19 protein-coding genes are annotated in these 20048 nt (G+C 64.4%); 5 read left to right on the top strand and 14 right to left on the bottom strand.

The genetic code is table 11. From position 1 onward, the window contains the following. Positions 1-15: 15 nt before the first annotated feature. The 8 genes from ACEN9O_RS16555 to ACEN9O_RS16520 all read right to left on the bottom strand — a co-directional run bounded on the left by ACEN9O_RS16555 (position 16) and on the right by ACEN9O_RS16520 (position 10633). Positions 16-2775, bottom strand: a complete 2760-nt coding sequence (locus tag ACEN9O_RS16555; RefSeq protein ID WP_495612965.1) for a motility hub landmark protein FimV — start codon at positions 2773-2775, stop codon at positions 16-18. A gap of 269 nt (positions 2776-3044) precedes the next feature. Then, positions 3045-4172 (bottom strand): aspartate-semialdehyde dehydrogenase, encoded by a 1128-nt coding sequence (asd, locus tag ACEN9O_RS16550; RefSeq protein ID WP_494728135.1) that lies wholly within the window; start codon positions 4170-4172, stop codon positions 3045-3047. 128 nt (positions 4173-4300) lie between these two features. Beyond that, a complete protein-coding gene (gene leuB / locus ACEN9O_RS16545; protein WP_495612964.1) occupies positions 4301-5371 on the bottom strand; it encodes a 3-isopropylmalate dehydrogenase in 1071 nt (356 codons plus the stop codon). A gap of 15 nt (positions 5372-5386) precedes the next feature. Then, the gene (leuD, locus tag ACEN9O_RS16540) at positions 5387-6034 is read right to left on the bottom strand and encodes a 3-isopropylmalate dehydratase small subunit (RefSeq protein ID WP_495612963.1); all 648 of its coding nucleotides are present in this window, start codon (positions 6032-6034) and stop codon (positions 5387-5389) included. A gap of 54 nt (positions 6035-6088) precedes the next feature. After that, a complete protein-coding gene (locus ACEN9O_RS16535) occupies positions 6089-6214 on the bottom strand; it encodes an entericidin A/B family lipoprotein (protein WP_008450980.1) in 126 nt (41 codons plus the stop codon). Between the two features lie 43 nt (positions 6215-6257). Beyond that, the gene (leuC, locus tag ACEN9O_RS16530; RefSeq protein ID WP_495612962.1) at positions 6258-7661 is read right to left on the bottom strand and encodes a 3-isopropylmalate dehydratase large subunit; all 1404 of its coding nucleotides are present in this window, start codon (positions 7659-7661) and stop codon (positions 6258-6260) included. Between the two features lie 216 nt (positions 7662-7877). Beyond that, a complete protein-coding gene (locus ACEN9O_RS16525; protein ID WP_495612961.1) occupies positions 7878-9800 on the bottom strand; it encodes a chemotaxis protein CheA in 1923 nt (640 codons plus the stop codon). Next, a complete protein-coding gene (locus ACEN9O_RS16520) occupies positions 9800-10633 on the bottom strand; it encodes a protein phosphatase CheZ (RefSeq protein WP_495612960.1) in 834 nt (277 codons plus the stop codon). The genes ACEN9O_RS16525 and ACEN9O_RS16520 overlap by 1 nt, the downstream gene beginning before the upstream one ends. Positions 10634-11023: 390 nt before the next feature. Here ACEN9O_RS16520 and ACEN9O_RS16515 point away from each other — a divergent pair, with 390 nt between their 5' ends. From ACEN9O_RS16515 to hemP, 4 genes are all read left to right on the top strand, one after another. Beyond that, positions 11024-11491 (top strand): universal stress protein, encoded by a 468-nt coding sequence (locus ACEN9O_RS16515; protein ID WP_495612959.1) that lies wholly within the window; start codon positions 11024-11026, stop codon positions 11489-11491. A 91-nt stretch (positions 11492-11582) separates the two neighbouring features. Further along, entirely contained in the window at positions 11583-12227 is a 645-nt protein-coding gene (locus tag ACEN9O_RS16510) for a response regulator (RefSeq protein WP_495612958.1), read from the top strand. 302 nt (positions 12228-12529) lie between these two features. Further along, the gene (locus ACEN9O_RS16505) at positions 12530-13327 is read left to right on the top strand and encodes a Crp/Fnr family transcriptional regulator (protein ID WP_116990661.1); all 798 of its coding nucleotides are present in this window, start codon (positions 12530-12532) and stop codon (positions 13325-13327) included. Between the two features lie 138 nt (positions 13328-13465). Further along, the gene (gene hemP, locus ACEN9O_RS16500; protein ID WP_495612957.1) at positions 13466-13642 is read left to right on the top strand and encodes a hemin uptake protein HemP; all 177 of its coding nucleotides are present in this window, start codon (positions 13466-13468) and stop codon (positions 13640-13642) included. A gap of 338 nt (positions 13643-13980) precedes the next feature. On the opposite strand, the gene ACEN9O_RS16495 is transcribed toward hemP, so the two are convergent. The 5 genes from ACEN9O_RS16495 to ACEN9O_RS16475 are packed head-to-tail and all read right to left on the bottom strand — an operon-like array spanning position 13981 to position 18400. Next, positions 13981-15345 (bottom strand): sulfite reductase subunit alpha, encoded by a 1365-nt coding sequence (locus ACEN9O_RS16495; protein ID WP_495612956.1) that lies wholly within the window; start codon positions 15343-15345, stop codon positions 13981-13983. After that, on the bottom strand, positions 15342-16361 hold the full coding sequence (locus tag ACEN9O_RS16490) for an FAD:protein FMN transferase (RefSeq protein ID WP_495612955.1): 1020 nt from the start codon (positions 16359-16361) through the stop codon (positions 15342-15344). Before ACEN9O_RS16490 ends, ACEN9O_RS16495 begins: the two co-directional genes overlap by 4 nt. Before the next feature lie 17 nt (positions 16362-16378). Further along, entirely contained in the window at positions 16379-17209 is an 831-nt protein-coding gene (locus ACEN9O_RS16485) for a DUF4198 domain-containing protein (protein WP_495612954.1), read from the bottom strand. Positions 17210-17218: 9 nt separating this feature from the next. Beyond that, positions 17219-17734, bottom strand: a complete 516-nt coding sequence (locus ACEN9O_RS16480) for a DUF2271 domain-containing protein (RefSeq protein ID WP_495612953.1) — start codon at positions 17732-17734, stop codon at positions 17219-17221. A gap of 18 nt (positions 17735-17752) precedes the next feature. Next, positions 17753-18400 carry a PepSY-associated TM helix domain-containing protein gene (locus ACEN9O_RS16475; protein ID WP_495612952.1) on the bottom strand — a complete coding sequence of 216 codons (648 nt, stop codon included), beginning with the start codon at positions 18398-18400 and terminating at the stop codon, positions 17753-17755. Positions 18401-18562: 162 nt separating this feature from the next. Here ACEN9O_RS16475 and ACEN9O_RS16470 point away from each other — a divergent pair, with 162 nt between their 5' ends. Next, positions 18563-19060 carry a pyridoxamine 5'-phosphate oxidase family protein gene (locus ACEN9O_RS16470; protein ID WP_495612951.1) on the top strand — a complete coding sequence of 166 codons (498 nt, stop codon included), beginning with the start codon at positions 18563-18565 and terminating at the stop codon, positions 19058-19060. A 132-nt stretch (positions 19061-19192) separates the two neighbouring features. On the opposite strand, the gene ACEN9O_RS16465 is transcribed toward ACEN9O_RS16470, so the two are convergent. Beyond that, complete coding sequence (locus tag ACEN9O_RS16465; protein ID WP_495612950.1) at positions 19193-19552, bottom strand: KGG domain-containing protein; 360 nt, start codon at positions 19550-19552, stop codon at positions 19193-19195. Positions 19553-20048 lie beyond the last annotated feature (496 nt).

Here is a 20048-nt window from a genome sequence, read left to right as displayed (position 1 = left end):
ATATACGGAGCGGGATTACCCCAATTGGGCGCGCATCGCATTGGCCTTGGCGATCTGGTCGTCACTGCCGCCGCGCAGCACTTCGTCCAGCAGTTCGCGCGCGCCTTCCTTGTCGCCGATTTCCTGGTAGGCGATTGCCAGGTCCAGCTTGGTGTCCATTTCCATGTGGTGCGCCGACAGCGTGTCGTCGCGCACGTGGGATGGCGCGGCGTCGGCCGCGGCCGGGGCGCCGGAGCCGCCCAGCGCGCTGTCCAGGTCGAGGTCGATGCCGGACAGGTCGAACTCCTGCGCGGCCGGGGCCGGCGCAGGCGTGACTTCTTCGACCGCCTGCAGGGCGTCGGCGAAGTCGCCGGCGTCCAGCTCGGCGGCTGGCGCTGGCGCTGGCACGGCCGGCAGTGCCGGAATTTCAAAATTCATCAGGTCCAGGTCCAGCGGATCGGTGCTGGCCGATGGCAATTCAGGCGCCACCGCCTCGGCAGGCAAGTCCAGGCCGAAGTCCATGCTCAGGTCTTCCGCCGGCGCTGGCGCTGGCGCAGGCACAGGCACGGGCGCTGGCGCGGCTGGCGCGTCGAAGGCGAGGTTGAAATCGTCTTCCGGCAACGCTTCCGGCTCGACCGCTGCGGCCGGCGCTTCAGCCGGCGCAGGCGTGGCAGCGGCCGGCTCGAAGCTCAGGCCGCCCAGATCGAAGTCCATCAGGTTGTCGGATTCCGCTGCCACCGAGGCCGGCGACACCGAGGCATCGGCTGCCTGCGGCAAGGCGGTATCCATCTCGCTGCCGAAGTCCATCAGATTGCTGTTGCCGGCGGCAGCCGGGGCGTCGGCGCCCAGATCCAGGTCGAGGCCACTTGGGGCAGGCGCCGGGGCGGGCGCGTTGAAATCGCTGCTAAAGTCCGATGGGTTGAACGCGGCAGCGCCGGCGGCGACACCGGCGGCAGCCACCGCCGGCGCGGCGGCGAACATGCCGGCGCCGTCGTCGGCGGCAGCGCCACCCTCGGAGTACAGCGGATTGCTTGGGTCCAGCGTACGGCCCATGGCGGCGGCTTGCGCCCATTCATCGCCCTGGCCGCGCGTCATCGAATACAGCTCGGAGGCCTGGCTCTCGAAGGCGCGCGCGTCCTTGCGGGTGACGTAGATTTCCAGCAGCTTCAGGCGCACCGCGTGGCGCTCCGGATGGCTGCGCAGCGCCTCTTTCAGGATTTCCTCAGCCTGGGCGTCGCGGCCGTAGGCGATGTAGACGTCGGCCTCCGCCACCGGATCGACCTCATTGGTGTCGAGCTGGCTGGCCGACGGCGCGAAGTTGGAATTGAACACGCTGTTGTTGGTGTCCACGCTCTGGCCGCCCGTTTCGGCGATCAGCGCCTGCGACGGGATCGCGGTGTCGCCGAGGATGCTGGTCTCTTCCTTCGGCACCTCGAACTTCTTGCGTCGGCGCGAGGCGATCACCGCGCCGACGCCGGCCAGCAGGGCCGCGGCAGCCAGGCCGACGTATTGCAGGTTGTCCATCAACGTTTCGAACAGGCTAGGTTCGAGTTTCTTCGGCGGGATCACCAGCGTGCGCTTGGGCTTGACCGGCGCCGGCGCTTCGACCTGGGCCGATGCGGACACCGAGGCAGAGGCCGAGGCTTTTGCGGAGTCCGCGCCAGCCTTGTTCTTCACCGCCATCAGCTTTTCGAGGTCGTGGACGTTCTTTTCCAGTTCCTTGGTGCGCGCGGCGGCTTCGTCCAGTTCCTTCTGGTGGGCGATCTTGTCTTCCACCGCCATGCCGGTCTTGCCTGCGACCGGCGCGCCGGACGTGGTTTTCGACAGCGTCAGCTTGTCCTTGGCGGCGTTGACGGCGTTGGGCTTCTCTTCCACCTTGGCGGTGATCTTGCCCGACACGTTCTGGGTGGTGTCCGGCTCCTTGGCCGGCGTGCTGTTGGCCACCTGCCCGGCCAGCTTGGCGCGGTAGGCGTTGAAGTCGGCCGCGTGCGCGACCACCACGCCGCGCGCCTCGCCTTCCGGCACGGTGTTGCGGATGGTGTCGGCATCCGGCACGGCCAGGATCTGGCCCGACTTCAGGCGGTTCATATTGTTGCCGGAGAACGCCTCCGGGTTGGCGCGGTACAACGCCACCAGCATCATGTCCAGCGACACGTCGACCGGCTTGACCTGATTGGCGATGCGGGTCAGGTTGTCGCCGGACTTGACCGTGTATTCCTTGGCGGCAGGCGCGGCAGGCTGGCGCACCGGCGCCGGCGTGCTCTGCGCCACCGGCGCGGCGGCCGGCGTCGCGGGGACAGCGGCGGCGGCTGGCGCGGCGTTGCGGCCCAGGTCCACCGGCGCGGCCACCTGCGGCGATTGCGTCGCGCGCATGTCGGCCGGGTCCAGCAGGAAGGTGTATTCGCGGACCATGCGGCCGCCGGTCCAGTTCAGTTCCAGCAGCATGTCGACAAACGGTTCGTTGACCGGCTGGCTGGACGTTATGCGTATCACCTGGCGGCCATTGCGCTGTTCGACTTCGAAGCGCAGCGACAGCAGGGTCGGATTGAAATCGATGTTGGCGGTGCGGAAGGCTTCGGCCGGCGCCAGCTTGGCGACCAGCGCGCCGGCTTCTTCCGCCGAGACCGCGGTCAGTTCGATCTCCGCTCGCAGCGGCTGCCCCAGCGACGATAAGACCGTCAGCTTGCCGAGCCCGGCGGCGTTGGCCGAGGCCGCCACTAACACCGCACTGGCGACAGCTCCGGTGAGTGTCTTCAACGCGAAGGAAACAATGCTGGAGCGAGTGGGTACGTGCATAGTGGGCGGCATCAGGTTGTCAGAGGGAAAATGTTACTTTCCCAGATATACCAACATATCATCATGCTCCAGAGCATGCAAGCTTTGCACGATGTTTCTCTAGTGATACATGAGGATGTGTAACGTCTATGCCTACTTTAAACCAAAAAAAGGGGTTTTCCCTATGAGAGCTCATAGAGAAAACCCCTTCTGCTTTAACAATTGCACAGCATGAACAGTGGTGGGGTCTGACCCCGTACGGGGTCAGACCCCTGCCTGGCCTTGCGGGTTTACTTGTCCAGCACGATGCGCAGCATGCGGCGCAGCGGTTCGGCCGCGCCCCACAGCAGCTGGTCGCCGACGGTGAAGGCCGACAGGTAATCGTCGCCCATGCTCATCTTGCGCAGGCGGCCGACCGGGATGGTCAGGCTGCCGGTGGCGGCGGCCGGCGACAGGTCCTTGACCGACGCTTCACGCGTGTTCGGCACCACTTTGACCCACTGGTTGTTGGCGGCGATGATGTCGTGGATCTCGTCGATCGGCACGTCTTTCTTCAGCTTGATGGTCAGCGCCTGCGAGTGGCTGCGCATGGCGCCGATGCGCACGCACAGGCCGTCCACAGGGATGGCTTTCGAACCGAAGTCCGCGCCCAGGCCCAGGATCTTGTTGGTCTCGGCGCCGCCCTTCCATTCTTCCTTCGACTGGCCGTTGCCCAGGTCCTTGTCGATCCACGGGATCAGGTTGCCGGCCAGCGGCGCGCCGAACTGCTTGGTTTCCTCGGCCGTCAGGCCGTGCTGGGTGGCCAGCACCTGGCGGTCGATTTCCAGGATGGCGGAAGCCGGATTGTCCAGCAGCGCCTTGACCGACGAGTTGATGGTGCCGAACTGGGTCAGCAGTTCACGCATGTGCTGGGCGCCGCCGCCCGATGCCGCCTGGTAGGTCATGGAGGTCATCCACTCGACCAGGTTGTGCTGGAACAGGCCGCCCAGGCCCATCAGCATGCACGACACGGTGCAGTTGCCGCCGATGTAGTTCTTCACGCCCTTGCCCAGCGCGTCCTTGATGACGTGCAGGTTGACCGGGTCCAGCACGATGACGGCGTCCTTCTCCATGCGCAGCGTGGAGGCGGCGTCGATCCAGTAGCCGTTCCAGCCGGCCGCGCGCAGCTTGGGGAACACTTCGGTGGTGTAGTCGCCGCCCTGGCACGAGATGATGATCTCGCACTTTTTCAGTTCGTCGATGTCGGTCGCGCTTTTCAGTTTGGTTTCATTCTTCGCCATCGCCGGGGCGTCGCCGCCCGGATTCGAGGTGGTGAAAAACACCGGTTCGATGTGGGCGAAATCGCCCTCTTCCTGCATGCGCTGCATCAGGACCGAACCGACCATACCGCGCCAACCTACCAAGCCTACGAGTTTCATCATCATTCCTTTATATTGTTTATACCGTTACCCCGTCGTTCCCGCGCAAGCGGGAACCCATGCCGCGCTGGCGCCTACGCGGCGTCAGCATGGATTCCCGCTTGCGCGGGAATGACGGCTCATACGTTTCAGGCCAAAGCCTTGACCACCGCGTTGCCCATCTCTTCCGTGCCCACCTTGGTGGTGCCGGCTTCGTAGATGTCGCCGGTGCGCAGGCCTTGCGACAGCACGTGCTTGACGGCGTTCTCGATGCGGTCGGCCTGTTCGGCCTTGTTCAGCGAGTAGCGCAGCATCATCGCGGCCGACAGGATCGTCGCCAGCGGATTGGCGATGCCCTTGCCGGCGATGTCGGGCGCGGAACCGTGCGACGGCTCGTACAGGCCCTTGTTGTTGGCGTCCAGCGAGGCCGACGGCAACATGCCGATCGAGCCGGTCAGCATGGCCGCCTGGTCGCTCAGGATGTCGCCGAACATATTGCCGGTGACGATGACGTCGAACTTCTTCGGCGCGCGCACCAGCTGCATCGCGGCGTTGTCGACGTACATGTGCTCGAGCGCGACGTCCGGGTACTCCTTGTGCACGTCGGTGACGATATCTTTCCAGAACTGGAAGGTTTCCAGCACGTTGGCCTTGTCGACGCTGGTCAGGCGCTTGCTGCGCTTCTGCGCGGCCTGGAACGCCACGTGGGCGATGCGGCGGATTTCGCCTTCGGCGTAGCGCATGGTGTCGAAGCCTTCGCGCTGGCCCTTGAAGGCGCCGTCCGGGCACTCGCGCACGCCGCGCGGCTGGCCGAAGTAGATGTCGCCGGTCAGTTCGCGGATGATCAGGATGTCCAGGCCGGACACCACTTCCGGCTTCAGGGTCGAGGCGTTGGCCAGTTGCGGATACAGGATGGCCGGACGCAGATTGGCGAACAGGCCCAGGTTCTTGCGCAGGCCGAGGATGGCCTGCTCGGGACGCAGCGCGCGTTCCAGCGTGTCGTACTGGTAGTCGCCAACGGCGCCGAACAGCACCGCGTCGGCCGCCTTGGCCAGCGCCAGCGTGCCTTCCGGCAGCGGGTGGCCGTGGGCCGCGTAGCCGGCGCCGCCGACCGGCGCGCTTTCCAGCTCAAATTTTTCGCCCAGTACGTTGAGGACTTTGACAGCTTGCGCAATGATTTCCGGGCCGATACCGTCGCCCGGGAGGATAGCGATTTTCATGAGTAGTTTTCGAGATTAGATGACGTTGGCCAACCAAGGTTGGGTTGCCAGATGGCGCTCTTCGAAGCCGCGGATAGCGTCGGCGTGACGCAGGGTCAGGCCGATATCGTCGAGCCCGTTCATCAGGCAGTATTTGCGGAAGGCGTCGATCTCGAAGGGATAGGAGACGCTGCCATTGCTGGTGGAGATGCGCTGCTGTTCAAGGTCGACCACCAGACGGTAACCGGGGAAGGCCTTGACTTCATTGAACAGATGGTCGATCTGCGTTTCGGATAAAACGATGGGCAGCAAGCCGCTTTTGTAGCAGTTGTTGAAGAAGATGTCGGCGAACGACGGCGCGATGATGGCGCGGAAGCCGTACTGGTCCAGCGCCCACGGCGCGTGCTCGCGCGAGGAGCCGCAGCCGAAGTTCTTGCGGGTCAGCAGGATCGAGGCGCCCTGGTAGCGCGGCTCGTTGAGCACGAACTCCGGATTGAGCGGACGCTGGCTGTTGTCCTGGCCCGGCTCGCCGTGGTCCAGGTAACGCCATTCGTCGAACAGGTTCGGGCCGAAGCCGGTGCGATGAATCGACTTCAAAAATTGCTTAGGAATGATGGCGTCGGTGTCGACATTGGCGCGGTCCAGCGGGGCCACCAGTCCTTCGTAGATCGTAAATTTATCCATGATTCTCGTTCGGGTTGTGCGACGGCGGACCGTCGCGGCCCGCCGTGCTGCGGTTTATTTTTTGGTCGAAGCGCCTTCCAGCGACTCACCGACTTTTTTGACGTCCTTGCCGAAGCCGTTGACGGTGTTGCAACCGGTCAGGATCAGCGCGATGATGGACAGGGCGAATAGTTTTTTCATGTTGGTGTACTCGTAGTATCAAAAGGAAAAATCAACGCAAGGCTCAGCGTAAAGCGCGTACGTCAACGAAGTGGCCGGCGATACCGGCGGCGGCGGCCATCGCGGGAGACACCAGATGGGTGCGTCCGCCCTGGCCTTGGCGTCCTTCAAAATTGCGGTTCGAGGTCGAGGCGCAGCGCTCGCCCGGTTCCAGGCGGTCGGCGTTCATCGCCAGGCACATCGAGCAGCCCGGATCGCGCCATTCGAAACCGGCATCCTTGAAGATGCGGTCCAGGCCTTCCTTCTCGGCCTGGTCCTTCACCAGGCCGGAGCCCGGCACCACCATCGCCAGCTTGACGTTGGAGGCGCGGTGCTTGCCGCGCACCACCTCGGCGGCGGCGCGCAGATCCTCGATGCGCGAGTTGGTGCAGGAACCGATGAAGACCTTGTCGATGCGGATGTCCTCGATCGCCATGTTCGGCTTGAGGTTCATGTAGACCAGCGCCTTTTCGATGGCGTCGCGCTTGACGCTGTCTTTTTCGTGTTCCGGGTCCGGCACGCGGCCGTCGATCGAGGTCACCATTTCCGGCGACGTGCCCCAGGTCACCTGCGGCTTGATCTCGGCGGCGTTGAGCGTGACCACCAGATCGAACTTGGCGCCGGCATCGGAATGCAGCGTGCGCCAGTAGTCGACCGCGCGGTCCCAGTGCGGGCCCGCCGGCGAGAACGGGCGGCCCTTGACGTAGTTGATGGTGACGTCGTCGACGCCGATGATGCCGGCGCGCGCGCCGGCCTCGATCGCCATGTTGCAGACCGTCATCCGGCCTTCCATCGACAGCGCGCGGATGGTCGAACCGCCGAACTCGATGCAGTAGCCGGTGCCGCCGGCGGTGCCGATCTTGCCGATGATGGCCAGCACCACGTCCTTGGCGGTGACGCCGGCCGGCAGCGCGCCGTCGACCTGCACCAGCATGGCCTTGGATTTCTTTTGCAGCAGCGTCTGGGTCGCCAGCACGTGTTCGACTTCGGAGGTGCCGATGCCGTGCGCCAGCGCGCCGAAGGCGCCGTGGGTGGAGGTGTGCGAGTCGCCGCAGACCACGGTCATGCCCGGCAGGGTGGCGCCCTGCTCCGGCCCGATCACGTGGACGATGCCCTGGCGCTTGTCGTTCATATTGAAGTAGGTCAGGCCGTAGGACTTGGCGTTCTTGTCCAGCGTTTCCACCTGCAGGCGCGAGACCGGGTCGGCGATGCCGTCGGCGCGGCCGGTGGTCGGCACGTTGTGGTCGGCCACCGCCAGGTTGGCGGACACGCGCCACGGCGCGCGGCCGGCGGCGCGCAGGCCGTCGAAGGCCTGCGGGCTGGTGACTTCGTGCACCAGGTGGCGGTCGATGTACAGGATCGTGGTGCCGTCTTCCTCGGCCTTGACCACGTGCGATTCCCAGAGTTTGTCGTAAAGCGTCTTCATCATAATTTATGAGTACTGCTGCAGCCTGTGTGAGTGATCCACTTCGATTATGCCATATTGTGCAATGCGGCAGCGGGCGCCGCTGTCAGGCCTCGTGAGCCGATGCGGTTCCGCCTACCGATACACTTTTTATGACTCCTTTTGAAAAATCTTGTATTGCGAATAAAAAAAAAGCCTGCGTGGACGCAGGCTTTTGGTCTATCTGGCTTAGTGCTGAGACTAAGCCGCCATGCGTACACTACCTCGACATCCGTCCATTAGGAACGATAGGCCCACCACTAGCACCAGTTCGCCTTCGGCCGAACGCGCGGTGCCGGTGATGCCCTCGACGCTAATCGCGGTCATCGGTTTAATCACCAGGTCGGCGGTGCCGTCGACCGCTTCCACCGCCAGGATGTATGGCTGTGGTGCGGCGACAACAATGCCCACCTTCTCGCGGCAGCTCTCGTAGCCCAGCGAATCGGCCAGCGAACGCACCGGCAGCGGACGGCCCTGGTCTTTCAGCACCGGCGCGCCGCCCACCTCCATGAACACTTCCGGCAGCTCGACCACGCGCTGCACCACGGCCATCGGCAGCGCCAGCGCGGCGCCCGAGGTCGAGACCAGCATGGTCGGCACGATCGACAGCTCGATCGGCAGGCGGATGGCGAACTTGGTGCCCTTGCCCAGCGCCGATTCGATGTGGATGGCGCCGCGGTTCTTCTCCACGGCGGTCTTCACCACGTCCATGCCGACGCCGCGGCCGGACACGCTGGAGGCCACTTCCTTGGTCGAGAAACCCGGCAAGAATACCAGCTGGAAGCATTCGTCGTTGGTCAACTGCACCGATTCCGAGATCAGGCCCTTTTGCTGGGCCTTGGTGCGCAGCACCACCGGATCCATGCCTTTGCCGTCGTCCTGAAGCACAATCATAACGCTATTTGCTTCTTGCCATGCTTTGAGCGAAATATAGGCCTTGGCCGGCTTGCCGGCGGCGAGCCGGTCTTCCGGCGATTCGACGCCGTGGTCCAGCGAATTGCGCAGCATGTGCACCAGCGGATCGTACAGGCTGTCCACCACCACGCGGTCGACCTCGGTCTCGGCGCCTTCGATGGTCAGCTCGACGTCCTTGCCCAGGTCTTTCGCCAGTTCGCGCACCAGGCGCGGGAATTTCTGGAACAGGCGGCCGACCGGCTGCATGCGGGTCGCCAGGGTGGCGCGTTGCAGTTCGGTGGAGTAGCGCGAGGCGCGTTCCAGCGTTTCCGCCAGCGTCGCCATCAGGGTCTGGGCCTGGCCTTCGAACTTGAACTGCAGCAGGCGCTCCAGCAGCACGGCGGCCTGGTTGGCGGCCTGCACCGATTCGCCGGCCACTTCCAGCAGCGCGTCCAGCTTGACGGCGTCGACCCGGATCGATTCTTCCTTGGCCGGCGCGGCGTGCGGACGCTCTTCGCGTTTCTCGGCGGCTTCGCGCCTGGCCGGCGCGGCGGCCGGCGCAGCGGCCTGCACGGCAGCCACGACGGCGGCCAGTTCGGCCGCCGGCAGCGGGGCCGATGGCGCATGCGCCGCCGGAGCCGCGGCCGCGACAGGTTTGGTGTAGCTACCGGCCGGCATCACCGCTTCGTACATGCCTTCCCAGTCCAGGCCGTCAGGCGACGGCGCCGAGGCGGGCGCAGCGGCTGGGGCCGGCGCAGGGGCGGCAGCCGCGGCCGGTGCGGGAGCGGGGGCTGGCGCCGGCGTGGCGGCCTTGGCGGCCGGCGCATGCGCCGGCCCAGCCGTGGTCTTGCCTTCGATGGCGTCGGTCAGGATGACTTCCAGATCCTTGGGCATGGCCGGCAGGCTGTCCGGCTCGGCGCCGTTGTTCAGTTCGGCCAGCTGGTCGGCCACGAAGCCCGACGCCTGCAGCGCCGCCTCGATCGCGATCGGCGTCACCGGCGCGGCGCCGGTGCGCAGCGCGTCGAACAGGTTCTCGGTCAGGTGGCAAGCCGCCACCAGCGCCGGCAGGCCCATGAAACCGGCGCCGCCCTTGATGGTGTGGAAGGAGCGGAACACCGCGTTCAAAGTTTCTTTGTTATCCGGGTCGCGTTCGAGCCGCAGCAGATGCTCTTCAACGTTGACCGCAAGATCCATCGCCTCGACGACGAAATCCTTGAGCATATCGTCCATTAGAATCCCAGGTCAGCAAGCAGGTCGTCGACATTGTCCTGGTTCAGCGCTACGGCTGGAGCCGAAGGGCCGGACATCAGGGACACTTCTTTTTGCGCGATTTTCTCGCGTACCGCCGGCGGCGCGTTGTCGCGCAGCAGTTCTGCCAGTTCGTGCTCCACCGTCTTGGTGATGTTCACGACTTTCTTGATCAGCTGACCGGTGATGTCCTGGAAGTCCTGGGCCATCATGATTTCCAGCAGGCGGGCCTTTTCCGCCTCGGTGGCGGCCGAGACGGCCACCGCGAACGCCTGCGAATCGCCGGCCAGCTGCTTGAACTGGTCCAGGCTGAGCTTGCCTGCGAACAGGTCGGCCCAGCGGGTTTCCATTTCCTTGGATTTCTTCGACAGCACGTCCTGCTCCGGCATGCCTTCGTCCAGGGTGTTAAGCACCTTGTTGGCGGCTTGCTCGGTCAGGGTGGCGACGTACTCGAGCCGGTCCTGGGCATCGTTGATCTGCGACGACGCCTCGGTCAGCGCCTTGTCGTAGCCCAGTTCGCGCAGCGAATCGTGCAGCAGGCGCACGATGCCGCCCAGGCGTTCGAACATCGGTTTGTCTTCGCCGTCGGCGGCGCCGTCGGCCGGCGCGGCGGCGGCGACAGGGGCTGATGCTGGGGCTGGTGCCGGGGCGGCCGCGTCTGCGGGCCGGGCCGAGGATACTTCGTCAAACAGGCTTTCCAGGTCGTCCTCGGCGGAGGCCGCTGCGGGGGCAGGTGCTGGAGCAGGCGCTGCCGTCTTGCTCTGAGCAGACACTTCATCAAATAGTGCGTCGAAATCGTCAGCGGCGTTGGTCATAATCCCTGCTTCTCCATAATTTGTAAAATTGCTGCCCTAAACTTGCATGCTTGTGATGACGCTCGGCAATATAACGCTCTTACCCGAGTTTAGCAGGGCACAGCCAGATTATTCAATCCCAGAGTCGGGTCGCCTGCCCTGCGCTCCGGGTCCAAGCCAAGTTTCGTTGTATTTGGAGATACTAACATTGGTTAGATAGACAAAACACGCCTTGAGACACAAAAGTAGTGCTCGAATGCAAAAAAAGCAGGTAAAAAGTATGAAAGCCAACACGGGTGCTACAGCATAAAGCGCTTTCATTTGATAATCATCAAGTCTTTCCATACTAACAATAATGTAAATCGGGGCTACAATTAAGAGCAGCCAGCTGGATTTAAAAGGAGGTTCATCATGTACCGCAAAATCCTGATCACCACCGACGGCTCCGCCGTTTCCAGCAAAACCGCCTGCGCCGGGGTGGCTTTTGCCGAACAGATGAAGGCCGAAGTGCTGGTGCTGTTCGTGGCGCCGGAATACCAGTACCCGATCTACGTCGAAATCATTCCGCCCAGCTATCCCAGCGAGGATGAATACCGCGCCGCCATGCTGCGCGCCGGCAAGGAGCATACGCAGGACGTGGTCGATTCCTGCGCCAGGCGCGGCGTGCCGTGCGAGGCCTTGACGGTGTTTGCGGAAAGCGCGGCGCTGAAGATCGTCGATGTGGCGGAAAAACACCATTGCGACCTGATCTTCATGGGATCGCACGGCCGCAGCGGCTGGGGCCAGCTGCTGTTGGGCAGTGTAACCAACAAGGTGTTGTCGCACGCCAAAACACCGGTGCTGGTGCACCGCCTGATCAAGGAGCCCGGCAGCAAATAAAAAGCGGGCGAGGTGCTTTTTGTAGTAAGATCATAAGATTAGTTCAAACATAATATAGCTTACTTTTAATTACTTTTACCCAAGCATCTCTATGATTCGAATTGTCATTGCCGACGACCACACCATCATGCGCGAAGGTCTTAAGCGCATACTCGACGGCGCCCCCGACATCGATATCGTAGGCGAGGCCATCGACGGCTTCGAAGTCCTGGGCCACGTGCGCCAGGGCGGTTTCGACCTGCTGCTGCTGGACTTGTCCATGCCCGGCCGCAGCGGCGTCGACCTGATCCGCCAGATCAAGGCGGAGGCGCCCAAGCTCGCCATCCTGATCCTGACCATGCACGAAGAGGAACAGTACGCGGTGCGCGCCATCCGCGCCGGCGCCCAGGGCTACCTGACCAAGGAAAGCGCCGGCACCCAGCTGGTCGGCGCCATCCGCAAGGTCGCGTCCGGCCGCCCCTACATCAGCACCGAGGTGGCCGAGCAACTGGCGCTGAACATCATGATGCCCAACGAAAGCCTGTTGCATAAACAACTATCGGACCGCGAATTCGAAGTCTTTTCGCTGTTGGTTGCGGGCAAGTCGATCACGGAAATCGCCAACAACCTGCACCTGAGCGTCAAGACCGTCAGCACCCACAAGACCCGCATCATGCAGAAAATGGGCATGAGCTCGCTCTCAGAGATGGTTCAATATGCCGTGGCTCATCGTCTGTTATCGCCCTTCAAGACCTGATACCTCCGTCCGCCATTAGGACAACTCCTACAATACCGCGCTAGCTCCTACGCGCATATTCAGCCATTGCTGATATCTATCTCCTCCCCTCGTTGGCATACTGAAACCATACGATTCATGCTGCACGGCTACAGACAAGCAGCACGATGCCGTGCGACACCACAACAGGAAACCAAGCAGCACGGTGCAGCCCAGTTCCCATCCTATCGAAAAGCAATACCTGTACACAGGAGATCACCATGCTGTCTACGCAAACGTCTGAAATTCGCCCTGCCACCACTGCGACCATGCAGTCCTCGTCGATGGAGGCTGGCCGTCAGCGCCAGGGGCGGCTCTGGTCGAACCTGAAGGAAGTCTGCGATTTGCTGCACATTCCGGCGGCCTGTTCGGTCACCAACGAGGAGCTGCTGTTCCAGCACGTGCAGTTCAAGACAGGCCAGCGCATCCACACCATCGGCCAGCCGTTCGACACGCTGTACATCGTCAACTCGGGCTTCCTGAAAACAGTGCTCATCGACGAATTCGGCAACGAACAGGTGCTCAGCTTCCCGATGAAGGGCGACATGCTGGGCGTGGACGGCATCCACACCCGCCACTACTCGTCCGAGGCGGTGGCCCTGTCCGACTGCGACCTGATCCTGCTGCCGTTCAAAAAGCTCACGGCTCTGGGCCGGGTCCACCTGGAACTGGAAAACATGATGTACGGCGTCATGAGCCGCGAGCTGGTGCGCGAGCAGGCCATGATCGGCATGCTGGGCGCGCTCAGCGCCGAGGCGCGCGTGGCGCGCTTCCTGGTGTCGCTGGCCGAGCGCTTCGCGCAGATGGGCTATTCCAGCAAGCTGTTCAACCTGCGCATGACCCGCCATGAAATCGGCAGCTACCTGGGCCTGACGCTGGAAACCGTCAGCCGCACGCTGTCGGCCTTCAACGAAATCGGCCTGATCAGCGTGGACCAGCGCACCATCGGCATCAAGGATCCGGAGGCGCTGAAAACCCTGCGCCGCCTGCCGCCTTCGCGCACCCGCGCCAAGCAGCTGGCCGCCGCCAAGACCAAGGGCGCCGAGAGCGACGCGCCCGCACAATTGCTGGCCGCGCTGTAGGCTGGCGCCGCCCTGCTTCGATCCCAGCTTGGGCCCGGTCACTCCTGCCGGGCTCTTTTTTCTCCCAAATAACACTTGCATTCCTCCTGTGCTTTCACAATAATGAATGCGAATCATTCTTATTCATGGAGCCAAGAGATGACCACCACCGTGCCCGCCATCACCGCCCACGCCGCTGCCATCGCTGCCGCGCCGGTCAAGCGCATCACCAGCGCCAGCCTGATGGACGACCGCCGCGAGGTCGAGATCGAGCACGCCGGCCGCATCTACCGCCTGCGCATCACCCAGCTCAACAAGCTGATCCTGACCGCCTGATGTCGCCCTGGGCGCCCGAGCGCCTTTCACCGAATAGCCAGCCGCAAGCGCCAGCCAGACTTCCTAACTGACGCGTCGGCCGCGGCGTAAGGAGCCCCAACCATGTGCGAAAAACATGATCCGTTGGCGGCCACCATCGCCGCCGACACACTCGCCTCGCGCCGCCGGCTGTGGGAACTAGCGCACCGGCAAGCGCTGCGTGTTCATCGACAACTCCTGCATCTCCAGCCTGGCGCGCGGCCTGGAACAAGCCGGAACCGAGTAGTACCCCGCACGGCCAAGCGGGGTCTGACCCGCCGGGTCAGACCCCTGCCTCTGTTCTGCGGGTCTGGCCTGAACTAATAAACGTCGCGCCGGTACCGTCCGGCGGCGGCCAGCTGGTCCAGCGCCTCGCGGCCCAGCGCGGCGGCCAGCGCGGCGTCGACACCGGCCGCCATGCCGTCCAGACTGCCGCACACATAGATGGCAGCGCCGCCAGCGACCCAGGCGCGCACCGCGTCCGCCTGCTCGGCCAGCACGTCTTGCACATAGCGACGCTGCGGCTGGTCGCGCGAAAACACCATGTCCAGTTTTTCCAGCTTGCCGTGCAGCTGCCAGGTCGCCAGCTCGTCGCGGTAGTGATAGTCGTGGGCCGCGTTGCGCTCGCCGAACAGCAACCAGTTGCGAGCCCGCCCGGTCGCCGTGCGCGCCTTCAGATGGCCGCGCAGGCCGGCGATGCCGCTGCCGTTGCCAATCAGGATCAGCGACCGCTGCGCGTTATCTTCCAGGCGGAAGCGGCGATGCTGACGCAGGCGCAGCTGGATGGTCTGACCGAGCTCGGCCTGCTGCGTCAGCCAGCCGGAAGCGGCGCCGTGGCTGCCGTCCTCGTGCGTGTGCAGGCGCACCAGCAAATGCACGCGGCCGTCGGCCGGCATCGAAGCGATCGAGTATTCGCGGGCGCGCCCGCTATCGGCCGGCGCCGACACCTGCGCCAGGTCGCCCGATTCCCAGGCTGGCAGCACGCCGTCCTGCGGTTCCAGTTCCAGGTGATACACCGGCGCGCCGGCGCTGCCCGGATTGAGCAGCACGCGCGCGACCAGCCGCCACGGATCGAACGCCGGCGCGCTCCAGTCCGGCGCATCGCTGGTGCCGGCCACATGACTGAGCTGCTGGCGCCACACGCCGATGGCCTCGGCCGAGCTGCGGTCCACCTCGATGCGCGGGAACAGGCTCTGCGCGCCCTGCGCCTGCAGCCACTGGTCCAGCGCGCGGCCGAAGCCGCAGAACTGCGCGTAGGCGCTGTCGCCCAGCGCCAGCACCGCGTAGTGCAATTGCGGCAGCGCCAGGCCGTTGCTCATCAGACGGCCGGCAAAGGCAGCTGCCGCGTCCGGCGCATCGCCCTCGCCGTAGGTGCTGACCAGGAACAGGATGCGCTCCGCGCCTTGCAAATCTTCGGCATGCAGTTCGGACAGCTCGCTCAGCTGCGCGGGAATGCCGGCCAGCCGCAAGGTCGCCAGCGTCTGGCCGGCCAGCTCCTCGGCATTGCCGGTCTGGCTGGCGTAGGCCACGATCCAGCCGGGGTTGGCGGCGGCTTCGGCCCTGGCGCGCCGCGCGGCCAGACCCTTGCGGCGCGTGCGCAGGTAAGGCGCCAGGCACACCAGCGCGTAGCTCATGCCCAGGCTGGCTACCAGCATCAAACGGGTGGGGTCGTTGGTCCAGATCATTCGTCGAGCATGCTGCGTAAATGGGTACTCATGTGATCGGTAAAACCGCCGTCGCGCCGGCGGACGACAAAGCGCGCCGCCAGCCCCTGTTGCTCGGCCAGGCGCAGGCCGTGTTCGCAGCCCAGCACCGTCAGCGCGGTGGACCAGGCGTCGGCCGCCATGCATTGCGGATGGACCACGGTGACCGAGGCCAGGCCGTTGGCGATCGGCATGCCGTTGCGCGGATCGATGGTGTGGGAATAACGCTGGCCGTCCAGTTCGAAAAAGCGGCGGTAGTCACCGGAGGTCGCCACCGACAGGCCGTGCAGCGCCAGCACCAGTTCGTCCGGCTGCGCTGCGAAGTTATCGGAGCTGTCGGCCACCTGCTCCAGCGCCACCCACCACGGCTGGCCGTCCGGCTTGACGCCGGCGCCGCGCAGCTCACCGCCGACTTCGACCAGGCTATGCGGGTAACCCTGGCTCGTCAAAAAATACGCCAGCCGGTCCACGCTATAGCCCTTGGCCACGGCCGACAGATCGAGCTGCACACCGCCCGGCTGCAAGGCGCGGCGGCCTGCGCGTTCCAGCAGCACCGGCGGCGGCGCCAGCGCGGCGCCGATCTGCGCGTCCGACGGCGGCACAAAATCCGGCTGTCCGAACTTGCCGTGCGGACCGAAGCCCCACAGGTTGACCAGCGCGCCGGCGCAGGGATCATAAGCGCCGCCGGACACGCGCGCCACGTCCAGCGCAAACGCCAGCACATCGAAAAACGCCGGGGGCAGCGGCTGCCAACTGCCCGCCTCGGCCCGGTTGAAACGGCCCAGGTCGGAATCGCTTTCCCAATGGCTCATCTCCGCCACCACGGCGTCCAGCTGCTGCTGCAAGCCCTGCTGCAGATGGGCGCAAGCGTCCTCCGGCGCCGACACCAGCCGCACCGACCAGCTGGTGCCCATGCTGCGGCCACCGAAATCGCGGATCACGCCGCCGGCGGGCGGCGGCGCGTCGGCGATCGCATGGGGCAGCAATACACGGCGCATGGCAGGCGTACCGCGCCTTATTGCGGCAGGATTTCCACCGTCGCCGCATAGCTGACGCGGCGCGGCGGCATCTGCGGCGGCTGGCCCGGCGCCTGCGGCGCGGCCGCCGGCCAGGCGCTGCTGACCAGGTACATGCCGGCCGCCGGCAGCTCGAACGTCGCCTCGCCATTGGCGTCGGTGTTCTTGCGCAGCTCGCCCAGCGTGCCGCGATAGCGCACGCCGCCGGGGATCAGGCTGAAGCCTTGGTTGGCGGCCGGCTTGCCGTCCAGCAGAAAGCGCCAGGTGGCCTTCTCGCCCGCGCGCATATCGTTCGGGTGCGTCACCGGCACCAGCTCCAGGCCGACGCCGCTCGGCTTGAACACCGCCAGGTCCGGCGTGCCGGTCGAGACGAAGGTCTCCAGGCGGCTGTGCATGCGCGTCAGCCTGACATCGCTGGCATCGGCCGGCACATCCCTGGCCAGCGTTTCCTCGCTGCCGCGGAAGCGCTTCATCTCGCCTTCCTTGTTCTTGTAACTGCCCATCACGCTCTGCGACACCAGCGCGATCTTGTAGGTGCCCGGCTTGGGCAGCTTCAGGTCGAAGGTATTGCGCAGCTTGCCGTTGTTGACGTTTTCCATGGCCAGCTTGCCGCCGTCCGGGCCGGTGATGACGATGCCGTCCAGCTTGAGCGGCTGATGGTCGATATCGAACAGGCCTTCGGAAATGGCGGCATCCACGGTCAGCCAGGCTTCCTTGCCTTCAACGATGGTCGACGACGGCAGCAGCCACGGCTTGTGCGCCTGCGCATTCAACGACACCGCCGACAAGCCCGCCAGCGCCAGCACGATAAACGATTTATACAGTTTCATGAACATGCCTTAAGGTTTGAGTTGTACCACCACGGCGCCCAGCTCTTCCTTACCTTGGCCACTCACGTTCTGCGCCGACTTCGGCGGCCACTGCAGCGGCACCTTGACCGCTTCGCGGCCGCCGGCTTCGCGCGCCGCCTCCACCACCAGCGTGTACTGGCCGGCCGGCAGCTTGTCCAGCACCGCCTTCGCCCCCGGGAAGCTCAGCGACTGCTCGCCCGGCGCCCTGGTCGCGCCGCTGACGCCGTCCATCGGCATCCGCAGGTCGCGGCCGCTCTTGCGCCACCATTGACGGACATCCTTTAGCCACTTGGTGCCGGCGTTGTCCTTCTTCCTGACGTCATACAGCACGGCCAGGTTGGCGACCACTTTCTGGTCGGCGTTTTCCAGCCACGCGGCGATGTAGGGACGGTGGTATTCGGCCACGTTCAGTTGCGGCACCTCGAGCTTGAGCGTCAGCTCGGCGCCCATGGCCGTGGCGCTGGCCAGCGGCAGCCCGAGGACGATGGAATAGCGTAATTTCATGGAATACCTGTCGTGAATTTAATGAATGAACAGCAGTGCAATGACAAATGGAATCAGGACGCCCAGGCCCACCATCGGCCAGGTGAACGGCCGGTTGGCCGCGTGGAACTTCAGGATCAGCAAACCGGTGATGCAGAACACCAGGCAGGCGCCGGCAAATATATCGATGAACCAGTTCCAGGCCGGGCCGGTGTTGCGGCCCTTGTGTACATCGTTGAGCCAGGAGATCCAGCCGCGGTCGGTGTTTTCGAATTCGGCCGCGCCGTCTTCCAGCGCGATGCGCACCCAGGCGTCGCCGCCGGCCTTCGGCAATGGCAGGTAGACTTCATCGGCGGCCCACTCGGCGACGCGGCCGCCAGCCTGCACCTTCCAGGTATCGCGCAGCCATTGCTCGGCGGCGGCCGGCAGCGGCTCTTTGGCGCCATCATGGCCGGCGGCGTAGGCGCGCAGCTGCGCCGTCAGCGCGGCCGGCGCGGAGGCCTGCTGGCGCACGACGGCCGGCTTGGCCTCGATCTGCGACGAGTGATTCAACGTGATGCCGGTAATGCTGAACAAGAACATGCCCATCAAACACATCGCCGAACTGACCCAGTGCCATTGGTGCAGATGCTTGAGCCAAACGGCACGGCTGGCGTTACGGGCGGAGGCGGCGGCTTGGGCGCTCAAGGGCTTTCCTTCATGGGCATAAATGTAGATGATAATGATTATCATTTGCGAAGTCAATCGCCATCATGTATCGCTAATGTAAAACTACGTGAAGCCACGCACCGAGTTTTCCCCGCAGGACGGCTAAGGTGGAGCTGTCCACCGCCATCATGGAGGCGCATTATGCCGCTCTATAGTCAGGAACAAATCAACACACTCGCCGCCAAGATCAAGGATGTACGCTTCGGCATGTTCACCACGAGCGACGACGAGAACCTGCTCAGCAGCCGCCCGCTGGCCATGCAGCAGATCGACACCGAAGGCAATATGTGGTTCTTCACGGCCGACGACGCCGACTTTACCACTGCCCTGCCGCAGCATCCCGGCGTCAACATCAGTTTTTGCCATCCGGCGGAGAACCTGTACCTGTCGGTGTCCGGCCACGCCAGCCTGCTGAAGGACCGCGCCAAGGCGCGCGAGCTGTGGCGCCCCATGACGCGCAGCTGGTTCCCCGGCGGCCTGGACGATCCGCACCTGGCGCTGATACGCGTGCGCATCCAGACCGCCGAATATTGGGACGCCAGCGCCAGCAAGATGAAGCAGTTGTTCGAGCTGGCCAGGGCGGCCATCGGCGGCCGCACGCCGCAGCAGACCGGGCCGCACACCACGATCTGCCTGTAACGCCAGGCCCCGCGAAAGCGCGAGCCCATGCCGAGCATCCAAGGTCGGCGTTCTATGGATTCCCGCCTGCGCGGGAATGACGAAAGCCGCCCGCACAGAAGTCTGTGCGGGCGGCCTGTTAACAATCAACGATTACGACTTGGAGCTTGAACCGCTTGACGATCCCGAACGGCTGGAACCGCTGCGGCTGCCTTTACCGCCCTCGTCCTCGTCTTCCTTGCCACCGCTCTGCGATCCGCTGCCGGGTGAGCTGCTCTGGCTGCTACGCGCATCGTTCTTGTGGCTCATGCTGCCGGCCCGGCGCGCTTCTTCGGAAGTGAATTCGTGCGCCGTGCCTTTCTCGTGAGCCGCGCGGCCGCCTTCGGCCGCGATCTCACGCTGCTGCTCCGGGTCCATGGAAGCGAAGCCACGCTTGCTGGTGTCCTTCTGTTGGCTACCCGATTTATCGTCTTGCTTGCTGCCTTGGTCATTACCTTGGTTGGAAGTGGCCATGATGGTCTCCTCTTGAAAACTACCTATAACTGATCCTGCTTGCAGCACAGGAGCAGTCATCGTAGTTCACGGCCCATCCGCACAATATAGGACGCCTGCAGACAGCGACGTAGGACCATTCCGTGTACCAGTTGGTATGCCTAACCGAATGTCCCTTACAACGCCCCGGGCTCAGACGACATCGATGTACTCCACCATGAAGTCCAGGTTCTCGTCCACCTCCTGATTGATGACGACGTGTTCCCCCCCCACCATCAGCATGGCCTCGATTTCCGCCGACAGCCTCGGCGGTCCGTAGGGCGCTGCCCTTCCCCCACTGGACGATACTCTCTGTTTCCCCTGACGCGGTAAGACGGCGTTCTTTTTTCTGGTCGGCATATGTGATCCGTTTTCGATGGTCAACAAAAACGCACGCGGCCCGTGAGCCGCGACGCACTGCCTTCAAGAGTAGCGCGAGTAGCGCGCGCACGCCATCGGAGGCTGCCTACAACTATCG

Source organism: Duganella sp. Dugasp78 (genome assembly GCF_059491455.1).
Note: the sequence above shows the minus strand (reverse complement) of the source record. Positions and strands in the feature narration are given on the sequence as shown.

Coding starts and splice junctions, on each gene's coding strand:
- leuC (WP_495612962.1), bottom strand. CDS start 7,661: ATGATGAAGACGCTTTACGACAAACTCTGGGAATCGCACGTGGTCAAG.
- asd (WP_494728135.1), bottom strand. CDS start 4,172: ATGAAACTCGTAGGCTTGGTAGGTTGGCGCGGTATGGTCGGTTCGGTC.
- ACEN9O_RS16495 (WP_495612956.1), bottom strand. CDS start 15,345: ATGATCTGGACCAACGACCCCACCCGTTTGATGCTGGTAGCCAGCCTG.
- ACEN9O_RS16555 (WP_495612965.1), bottom strand. CDS start 2,775: ATGCACGTACCCACTCGCTCCAGCATTGTTTCCTTCGCGTTGAAGACA.
- leuD (WP_495612963.1), bottom strand. CDS start 6,034: ATGGATAAATTTACGATCTACGAAGGACTGGTGGCCCCGCTGGACCGC.
- ACEN9O_RS16470 (WP_495612951.1), top strand. CDS start 18,563: ATGCCGCTCTATAGTCAGGAACAAATCAACACACTCGCCGCCAAGATC.
- ACEN9O_RS16535 (WP_008450980.1), bottom strand. CDS start 6,214: ATGAAAAAACTATTCGCCCTGTCCATCATCGCGCTGATCCTGACCGGT.
- ACEN9O_RS16490 (WP_495612955.1), bottom strand. CDS start 16,361: ATGCGCCGTGTATTGCTGCCCCATGCGATCGCCGACGCGCCGCCGCCC.
- ACEN9O_RS16485 (WP_495612954.1), bottom strand. CDS start 17,209: ATGAAACTGTATAAATCGTTTATCGTGCTGGCGCTGGCGGGCTTGTCG.
- ACEN9O_RS16505 (WP_116990661.1), top strand. CDS start 12,530: ATGGAGGCTGGCCGTCAGCGCCAGGGGCGGCTCTGGTCGAACCTGAAG.
- ACEN9O_RS16480 (WP_495612953.1), bottom strand. CDS start 17,734: ATGAAATTACGCTATTCCATCGTCCTCGGGCTGCCGCTGGCCAGCGCC.
- ACEN9O_RS16465 (WP_495612950.1), bottom strand. CDS start 19,552: ATGGCCACTTCCAACCAAGGTAATGACCAAGGCAGCAAGCAAGACGAT.
- ACEN9O_RS16520 (WP_495612960.1), bottom strand. CDS start 10,633: ATGACCAACGCCGCTGACGATTTCGACGCACTATTTGATGAAGTGTCT.
- leuB (WP_495612964.1), bottom strand. CDS start 5,371: ATGAAAATCGCTATCCTCCCGGGCGACGGTATCGGCCCGGAAATCATT.
- ACEN9O_RS16510 (WP_495612958.1), top strand. CDS start 11,583: ATGATTCGAATTGTCATTGCCGACGACCACACCATCATGCGCGAAGGT.
- ACEN9O_RS16525 (WP_495612961.1), bottom strand. CDS start 9,800: ATGGACGATATGCTCAAGGATTTCGTCGTCGAGGCGATGGATCTTGCG.
- hemP (WP_495612957.1), top strand. CDS start 13,466: ATGACCACCACCGTGCCCGCCATCACCGCCCACGCCGCTGCCATCGCT.
- ACEN9O_RS16515 (WP_495612959.1), top strand. CDS start 11,024: ATGTACCGCAAAATCCTGATCACCACCGACGGCTCCGCCGTTTCCAGC.